Annotated in this window: 8 protein-coding genes; 7 read left to right on the top strand and 1 reads right to left on the bottom strand. The window is 47.3% G+C overall.

What is annotated here, in order from left to right:
• The first annotated feature begins 179 nt into the window (after positions 1-179).
• The 5 genes from RB620_RS21590 to RB620_RS21610 all read left to right on the top strand — a co-directional run bounded on the left by RB620_RS21590 (position 180) and on the right by RB620_RS21610 (position 6,152).
• Positions 180-1,169 (top strand): substrate-binding domain-containing protein, encoded by a 990-nt coding sequence (locus tag RB620_RS21590; protein WP_308097943.1) that lies wholly within the window; start codon positions 180-182, stop codon positions 1,167-1,169.
• Positions 1,166-2,629, top strand: a complete 1,464-nt coding sequence (locus RB620_RS21595; RefSeq protein WP_308097945.1) for a sensor histidine kinase — start codon at positions 1,166-1,168, stop codon at positions 2,627-2,629. Before RB620_RS21590 ends, RB620_RS21595 begins: the two co-directional genes overlap by 4 nt.
• Positions 2,604-3,971 carry a response regulator gene (locus tag RB620_RS21600; RefSeq protein ID WP_308097947.1) on the top strand — a complete coding sequence of 456 codons (1,368 nt, stop codon included), beginning with the start codon at positions 2,604-2,606 and terminating at the stop codon, positions 3,969-3,971. The genes RB620_RS21595 and RB620_RS21600 overlap by 26 nt, the downstream gene beginning before the upstream one ends.
• A 260-nt stretch (positions 3,972-4,231) precedes the next feature.
• Positions 4,232-5,668 carry a sugar porter family MFS transporter gene (locus RB620_RS21605; protein ID WP_308097949.1) on the top strand — a complete coding sequence of 479 codons (1,437 nt, stop codon included), beginning with the start codon at positions 4,232-4,234 and terminating at the stop codon, positions 5,666-5,668.
• 64 nt (positions 5,669-5,732) lie between these two features.
• On the top strand, positions 5,733-6,152 hold the full coding sequence (locus tag RB620_RS21610; protein WP_308097952.1) for a hypothetical protein: 420 nt from the start codon (positions 5,733-5,735) through the stop codon (positions 6,150-6,152).
• A 70-nt stretch (positions 6,153-6,222) separates the two neighbouring features.
• Here the strand turns inward: RB620_RS21610 and RB620_RS21615 are convergent, their stop codons facing one another.
• Positions 6,223-6,921, bottom strand: a complete 699-nt coding sequence (locus RB620_RS21615) for a DUF4386 domain-containing protein (RefSeq protein ID WP_308097954.1) — start codon at positions 6,919-6,921, stop codon at positions 6,223-6,225.
• A 171-nt stretch (positions 6,922-7,092) separates the two neighbouring features.
• On the opposite strand from RB620_RS21615, the gene RB620_RS21620 reads away from it, so the two are divergent.
• Entirely contained in the window at positions 7,093-7,887 is a 795-nt protein-coding gene (locus RB620_RS21620; protein WP_308097956.1) for a GNAT family N-acetyltransferase, read from the top strand.
• Positions 7,888-8,040: 153 nt separating this feature from the next.
• The gene (locus tag RB620_RS21625; RefSeq protein ID WP_308097958.1) at positions 8,041-8,616 is read left to right on the top strand and encodes a phosphotransferase; all 576 of its coding nucleotides are present in this window, start codon (positions 8,041-8,043) and stop codon (positions 8,614-8,616) included.
• Positions 8,617-8,730 lie beyond the last annotated feature (114 nt).

Genomic DNA, 8,730 nt, shown 5'->3' on the forward strand with positions numbered 1-8,730 from the left:
TATTCAAATCATTTCATTTTCATATGAAAAAAATATAGCTTAATTACGGAGGAGAGGCCTTGGGGCCTCTTCTTCGTTGTTGTTGACTCATTCACTCGTCGCATAGCGTACCGATTTTGGTTTTTTCTGCAGTCTTTGTATAATAATCTTATCTGTTTTCTTAGCTCAGGAGGTGCTCCATGCCAATTAAAAAGCGGACTGTGGGGCTGATCAGCCTGTTGCTTGTTTTCTGTTATTTTTTGTTCCAGTTTTTATCTTCTACGTATCGAATCGATCGCCTGGTCGGGCAAATGGAACAGAGCAAGGCAGAGGATAAAGGGATCAAGCATGTTGTGCTAATCGCTCAGGAGCTCGACAATCCATTCTGGAGAATGGTGGAGATGGGAGCGAATGAAGCCGCGGCTCAGCTCGGCATGAAGATTGACTACATGGGGCCGAATCGGATCAATCCAGCCGAACAAATGAATCTCCTGAAAAAAACGATTGCCGCGGGGCCGGATGCCATAATCGTGCAGGGAATTACGGAGCCGCAATACGATCAACTGATCGGCAAGGCGATCGATCAGGGCATTCCGGTGATCGCCGTAGATGCGGACGAACCGGCGAGCCGGCGGCTTGCCTACGTGGGAACCGATAACAGGGAAGCGGGCAAACGGATGGGAGAGCTTGTGGTGAAAGAGGCCGGCGGCAAAGGCCGTATCGGCGTCATGATCGGAAGCGAGCTGGCGGATAATCAGCAGCTGCGGTTGGAGGGCTTCCGTTCCATCATTACAAATACGCCGGGCTTCGAGATCGTTGACGTACGCTCATCGAATATTTCGCGGATTGAGGCGGCTAAGCAGACGGAAGCCATGTTAAGCCAATATGCCGATATTCAGACGATGGTAGGATTTAGCTCCTTAGATGCTGTTGGTATCGTCGAAGGACTGAAGGCAGCGAACCGAGCAGATGTAAGCGTGTACGGATTTGACGACTTGGAGGAAACCAAGATGGGCATCGCCGAAGGAGAAATCCAAGCTTCCATCGTTCAGCAGCCCAAAGAGATTGGCATCCAATCCGTTAATTTGCTGGCGGAAATTTTCAAAGGGGGCACGATTCCGGTCCAGCACTTCACCGCGACGGATATTCTGGATCGGAACTATTTGAATGCCGATACGGGCAGCCCATGAATATACGCAAAATGCTGTTTATTGTGATCCCGGCGCTGTTTATATTGAACAACGCGGTCGCCTATTTCATTTTTGAAAGCGGAAGAACGGTGCAGCATAGCTATAATGTGATGCTGGATCGGGTGTTATTGTACAAGCAAATCGCCGGACAAACGCAGGGGAATCTTCGGGCTCTAAATGTTTACTTAATGGATCGAACGGAGAACAGCCGCAAGGCTTATCTAAGTCAGCGGGATGAGCTTAACCATCTTCGGGAAAGCCTGTCAGCACAGGTGAAGACGATTCCGGCTACGGATCTGACGGTCCGCAGCTATCGCAATATGATCGATACTTATATAGGGCAAGAAGCGGGTGTCATAGAGGCTCTTAACGGCCAAGACTCCTTGGCTTATACGGGCTACTACGAGGAGGCCGAGCAGACGGCAGCGTTCATCCAAGCAGAGGGGCATCATCTTGTTGACTTGGAGCTCAGTTATTATCAGCCTTTCTACAGGCAAATTCTGATCCAGACGGATGTGATGAACCATTGGGGAGTCGCTATCTTTATCTTGAATACGCTGATCAGCGTATTGTTTGCCTATATGATATCGCTAGGGATTACCCGGCCAATCAAGCAGTTGTCTGTAACCGCTCAACAAATTTCGGATGGAAATTTGCAAGCCCCTCCTCCGCAGATTAGCGAGCATAATGAGTTTGGTACGTTAGCTAAAGCTTTCGGGCAGATGCAAGACAATCTGAAGGAACTGATCATGAAAGAGAAAGAAAGCTTGGAGAAGGACAAGCTGGTCAAAGAATTGGAGCTGGAGGTTTTGCAAAATCAAATCAACCCGCACTTTCTCTTTAACGCCTTGAACGTCATATCCAAGCTTGCTCTGATTGAAGGCGCCGAGAAAACAAGCGATCTCACAGTATCCATGTCGAATCTTCTTCGATATAATCTGAGGAAATTGGATCGCCCCGTGACGCTTAGGGATGAGGTCGAGCATGCCAAAGAATATTTTACGATCCAGCAGGCCCGCTATCGCAACCGGATTCGGTTCACCACGGAGATCGACGAGAGCGGACTAGACGTGTACGTCCCCCTGCTAACCCTTCAACCGATCCTGGAGAACGTCTTTGTCCATGGAATTGAAGGCATGGAGCAAGGGGCTGAGATTAAGCTGGTCATTGCTTGCGGGGCTGGCGAGGTAAGAGTGTCCATCTCGGATAATGGGATGGGCATGAGCGAGGCGGTCCGGGATTCCCTGCTTCGCCTCGAATCGGAACCGAGGCCAGTCCAAGAGAAGGGACAGTCTACGGGGTTAGGGACGCGCAACGTGTTCAGAAGGCTTGAATTATTTTACGGGAAAAAGAATCTTGTCGATATTCACAGCGAGCTGGGCCGGGGGACGACCGTCCTCATCCGGATTCCTGCTGCAGGAAAGGAGGATGGAGATGTACCGCCTGCTGATCGCGGATGATGAAGCTTTGGAGAGAGAAGGCATTGAGTGGATTGTCGACCGAATGATGCCGAATACGTTTGAAATTATTCATGCGGAGAATGGCCGAACGGCTATTCAAAGGGCTGATGAATTCCGGCCGCATATCGTTCTCATGGACATTCGGATGCCGGGCATCCAAGGACTTGAAGCGTTAAGGGAAATCAAGGCTCATAGTCCGCAGATCAAGATGGTTCTGGTAACCGCCTACGAGCAGTTCGAATACGCCCAAGAAGCCTTATCCCTGGGGGTAAAGGAGTACCTCGTTAAACCGGCCAAACGAGATCAAATCGTCGCGCTGCTGCAGCGGTTGGTAGCTGAATTAGAGCAGGACCAGAGGAAACGCGATGAGGAGTTCGCCATACGAGACAAGTACTTTCAGCTGCTCCCGCTGGCGGAATCGGAGATGGCTCTGGTCTTTATGTCTGACCAAGTGAATGACACCGAGGTGGGGTATCTGGCCGATATCCTTGAGCTTTCCATTGATAAAGGATGTGCGCTTGTGCTCGCCTTGCCCGAGCTCGGGCACAAATCGGAGCAGGAGATAAGCGTCGAAAAGAAAAAGCTTTATGAAACGGTCAAAAACCTCGCGAAAGGATTTATCCAGAATAGGGTTGGGTGCATGGTCAGCTCCATGGTTCATTGGCACATGGCTATCTTTCTGCTCGAGAAGGCATCGATTAAGGATGAAGTATTGCGAGAAGAGGCCCGTCTCCTTGGAGCTAAGCTGATGGAGTCGCTATACCAGCAGCGGGAAATAGACGTTAATGTAGGCATCGGGTCCGTCCAAGAGGCGATTGAAGGAATCAGGAGATCGTATTTCGAAGCGGTCTTCGCATCTGCATGTTCCACAGACTGGGGTAACCTTTGCTCATTTGAAGATCTGAAAGTGCCCACCTCGGAAGGAGTTCGTGGAGCGGCCGATCAGTTTATGGCAGATCATGTTTCCGAACGTACTTATGTGGAATTGGCAATCAAGCGAATCCGCGAGGAGCGTGAGCAGCGAACATGGAGTGTCCTGGACAATGCGATCATGTTCATCCAAGATAAATTCCGGGAAGAGCTTTCCCTTGAAGACGTAGCAGAGCATGTCCATTTGAATCCGTATTATTTCAGTAAAGTATTCAAGCAGCAAACGGGTGAAACCTTCATTGATTTTGTGACGCGGCTGCGGATCGAAAAGGCCAAAGAAATGATAAGGGACGGTCAATTCAGCTTAAAGGAAGTCTGTTATATGGTGGGGTACAAGGACCCTAATTATTTCAGCCGGGTTTTCAAAAAGGTAACAGGGGCGTCGCCTACCGAATACCGCAATCAACTTTAAGAAAAACTAATGTTCATGCGGCGATGCATGGACTTTTTTGTGTCTGCAGAACAAAAATATGCTAGTCTGCCGCCCTACATCCGGACGAAGACAGCTTGGATCAATATTATGCTTGAACACAACAAATAAGTGAAGGGAATGGGCCCCGGGCTTGAACAAATCACATGATATAATGAGTCACGTCATAGGCGAATTGCGATGATTTGTTCATGAAAAAAGACTCGCACGAGAGGTGCGGATAGTCAGAAGGGGCAGTGCTTGTGAAACATTCCGAAAATCAAGAACGACAGGTAAACATGAAGTTTGTAACGCTGGTTTCGATGGTTGCCGCTTTGGGCGGTTTATTATTTGGATTTGATACGGCTGTCGTATCGGGCGCGATCGGTTTTATGAAAGAACGTTTCGATCTGAACGAGGTGGAAGTGGGCTGGGCGGTCTCCAGCTTAATCATCGGCTGTATCGTTGGCGCAGCGGGAGCCGGCGTGCTGGGAGACAAGTTCGGTCGGAAAAAAGTGTTGATTATGGCCGCGGTTCTCTTCATGATCGGGACCATCGGTTCCGCCATTCCGGATACATTCTCCGGTTATATTATTGCCCGAATTATTGGAGGGATCGGGATTGGCATTACCTCCACGCTATGTCCGCTTTATAACGCGGAAATAGCGCCTGCCAAGTATCGGGGCCGCCTTGTAGCCCTGAATCAACTCGCTACGGTGACGGGTATTTTCCTCGTGTATTTCGTTAACTTGTGGATTTCGGGGTATGGCGACGCTGCCTGGGGCGTTTCTACCGCTTGGCGGTGGATGTTTGGCGTCGGGATTGTTCCCGGCTTGTTGTTCCTGGTATTGCTTTTCTTTGTACCCGAAAGCCCGAGATGGTTGATCAAGCAGGGGAGAGCAGCAGAGTCTCTTCCGATTTTGCTAAAGATTCACGGCGAAGAACTGGCCAAACAGGAAGTGCTGGATATCAAGGAATCGTTCAAACAGGAGAGCGGATCGATCCGCCAACTGTTCAGTCCCGCTTTGCGGCTTGCTTTGATCGTTGGGGTGGGTCTTGCCGTCTTCCAGCAAGTTACGGGCATTAACGCGATCATGTATTATGCTCCGGAAATTTTCAAGGAAACGGGCGCTGGCACGAATGCTTCGCTGATTCAGACTATTCTGGTCGGTTTGATTAACTTTCTCTTCACGATTCTTGCGATATGGCTCATCGATAAGGTGGGAAGAAAGGCTCTATTGCTCGTTGGATCGGCCTCAATGACCGTGTGCCTGGTCGTGATTGGCGCCGCATTCCACTCGGGACAGCCTTCGGGACCTTTGGTGCTCATTTTTATTCTACTGTATGTGGCTTCCTTTGCTGTATCGCTTGGTCCTGTCGTCTGGGTCATTATGTCCGAAATTTTCCCGAACCGCATTCGCGGCAAAGCAACTGCGATCGCTTCGATGTCGCTATGGACTGCGGATTATGTCGTATCGCAGACCTTCCCTCCGATGCTGGGTTCCGCAGGGCCATCGGTGACATTCATGATATTCGGTTTCTTGTCCCTGCTTACGTTCTTCTTCACATGGCGTATGGTCCCTGAGACGAAAGGGAAATCGTTGGAGGAAATCGAATCCTTGTGGTCTTCCAGAAAGCATGAATCACGGCAAGTTAATCCGAAAATAAATGAAATAGACCAATCAAGCCGTGTCATCTAAATAAGAGCGACATAAATTAATCATATATTAAGCTAGTAATCTCAAAGAAAGGAGAGTGATAGATATGTCTAATAAATTTGCCACTGGACCATTTCAAGTTCCTCTATTTGCTACTGGAGGAATTCCAGCAGATCTAAATATTAATGTTCTTAACGTCATTCTAAAAAATCATAGCGATGAAGAGCGCACCGTACAGGTTAAGGTTGAAAAGTGTCTCACTGCCGTGTTCCCGGCAACCAGTACAGAAGAAGAACTTCTATCCGAAACCGTTGAACTTAATAAAGGCGAGTGTACCGTATTGCAAGTGAGCATTCTTCCCAATGATATTTTACGTGTAGAGGTACAAGGGGAAATTGAAGAAGACCTGGAAAAAATGGAGATCTGTGTTACCGGCGGGAATTCGCTAAATCCCGGTGATGGTTTCATTCAATTTGCTGAAGCGACGATGTTTTTCCGTCACGGGAATTTTTTGAAAAGCGGATAACGAACAGGTAAAACGGGATAAATTTTTCAAAGTAAGGGCCATTCTACAAAGGATGGCCCTAACTTGCATCTTAATTGGGTACAGAATGCTGTTCCGCCCGGTTGAATCCTTTTATGATTAGCCATATAGCCAAAACCAATTGCTTAAAGGCTATTGGAATGTTCAACATTATGTAGGTTACATCCAGACCGATGAAGCGAACCATAAATAATAAGCTTGCCAATATGGACAATGCAGCTCCAATAAGAGCCGAAACGGACAACCAACGTGGAACTAATTTGGTCTGGTAAAATATGCAGTTAAACAAAAACATAGCCAAAACAAATGCCAATGTCGTTGCCACATGGTTCACCAAATCACGTCCTTCCCGTAACAATCCACCCAGGGTGTGAAAGTACGATACATTCAGAGTTCCAACTTTTGAGAATTCGTGGCTTAATGTCAATAGCAACAGAAGAATGATTACACCGATAATAATGAACACACCCGCAATGATGCCGAAAGCAACGGAGCCAAGAGCTAAACCCTTATTATACTTACTTAAAATCGGATACATCAAAATAGGAATACCAACATATGAAACAACCATTAACAACTGGGAAAACGATCCGATTAACACCTGATCTTCATTTGTAAAAGCTTTGACAAGGTAGTCTGATCCATCTACAGCTGGAACAACACTAAATATACCTGTAACCAACCCGGCTATTAATAACACCCCGGTAATGGATGCAGACCTTCTACCAGAATTTGTAGTCTCCCTCAACATAAATAACCTCCCTTATGTAATTCTATGCACTAAATAAAGGTGTAGAATCGGCAAGTCAAATGCGTCATTATCGTCATACACTCGGCTTCCGTTACGGAATGCGCGTATGTGATAATGGAGATGAGGGACGGCGGTTTGAGCCGAAGATCGTTTCAGGAGAGGGTGGACCGAATGAAAATGAAGGAGTGCACAATAGCCGAGATTCAGCATCTCGTTACGGAATATCTGGAAGGGCTGTCTTCGCCCTTCGATTCTTTTTTGGAGGATCATATTCTTTCTTCGACGTTTTATCGGATTCAAACGGGTTCGGACGATATCGGGTATTTCGCGATACACGACAAGGAACGTCTGACACAGTTTTACATCCGCCGGGCGTATCAGAGCCATGCGCAGCAGCTGTTCCTTCAAGTGATTGAGCGTCGTTCGGTAAAGCATCTTTTTGTTCCGACCTGCGACGAACTATTCGTTAGCTTGGCAGTCGATCAAGATTTTGCGATGAAGAAACAAGCTTACTTTTTCCAAGATAGCCTGGTCGGCATTTCGGCCCGTTTGGGAGATGGCGAACTATTTCGTCTTGCCGCGCAAGACGATCTACAACAGATCCAACAGGTATGCGGGGATTTTCTCGACGATTATGAATCGTGGATGGCAAGAGGAGCTTTATTCGTCTATTGCAGAAACGCGGATTTACTTGGCATTGGACTGGTCGAAATGTCCAAAATGGTTGATAAACAAGCCAGCATAGGCATGTTTACCAATGATACTTTCAGGAAACAAGGGGTAGGGAAAACCATTATCGTACAATTGCGGGATTGGTGTAATCAGAACGGTATCACGCCCGTGAGCGGCTGCTGGTATTATAACGAAGCTTCCAGGCGAACCTTGGAAAGCGGGGGAATGGTGACGAGAACGAGGCTGCTGAATATAGAAGTAACCTTAGAGAAGGATAAAACCGTTGCCGAGTAATCGGTGAAACCTACATATTAACCGTAACTTAGCAAATATAACCTACTATGGATGAATGGAAATGACTCCAATGCAGACAGCAATATACTTATTTTAACAATTAAAGCGTAAACGTTTACCTGCAACATTTGATTCGAATGGGGAGTGGTCCTGTTGTTCAAAAAAGTTGAAGAGATCATACGCGAAGTGCCTGAGCTAAACCATGAATTTTTAAGTTTCGAAAAACTTAACGGAGGGCTGAGCAACCAAACCTATAAGGTCCAAACCAAACAAAGCGGATACGTTCTGCGCGTCCATAGCAAGCAAAACGAATATTTGAATCTGACGCGCCGCTCTGAAGTGGAAGTGATGGAACAGGCAAATCGCGAAGGCTTTGCTCCTAGAGTGGTCTCCGGCAATCATCCGGAACAATATGTAGTGACGGCGTTAATCGAAGGTCGAATGCTTGAGAAAGCCGATTTGAAAGACGATCGTATCAAAGAGATGATTATGAATCGCCTCAAGCGCATCCATCAAATGGAGGGCCATGGTCGAATTTGTACGCCTTTCGACTTAATTCATGGCTATTTGAAAGGCGCGGCTCAGCTTCAAGTCCAACAGCCAGACGGGCTAAACCGAATTTTGCATCGAGTCGAGAAAATCGCGCATGAGCGGAGCAACGACAAAACTTATAACAACAAATTTTGTCATAACGATTCTTTTTTGTGCAATATGATATACACAGCATGACTTATGCAGTTCATGAGATTAACCGGTAATTGTGAGAATTTATGCTTGAATAAACCGGCCACATGGTCATGGAGAGAATCTTGGGCCAGTATGCGGAAATAAGGCTTGCAAAAC

Origin of the sequence: Paenibacillus sp. LHD-117 (genome assembly GCF_030929555.1) — a bacterium.
Taxonomy (GTDB): domain Bacteria; phylum Bacillota; class Bacilli; order Paenibacillales; family Paenibacillaceae; genus Pristimantibacillus.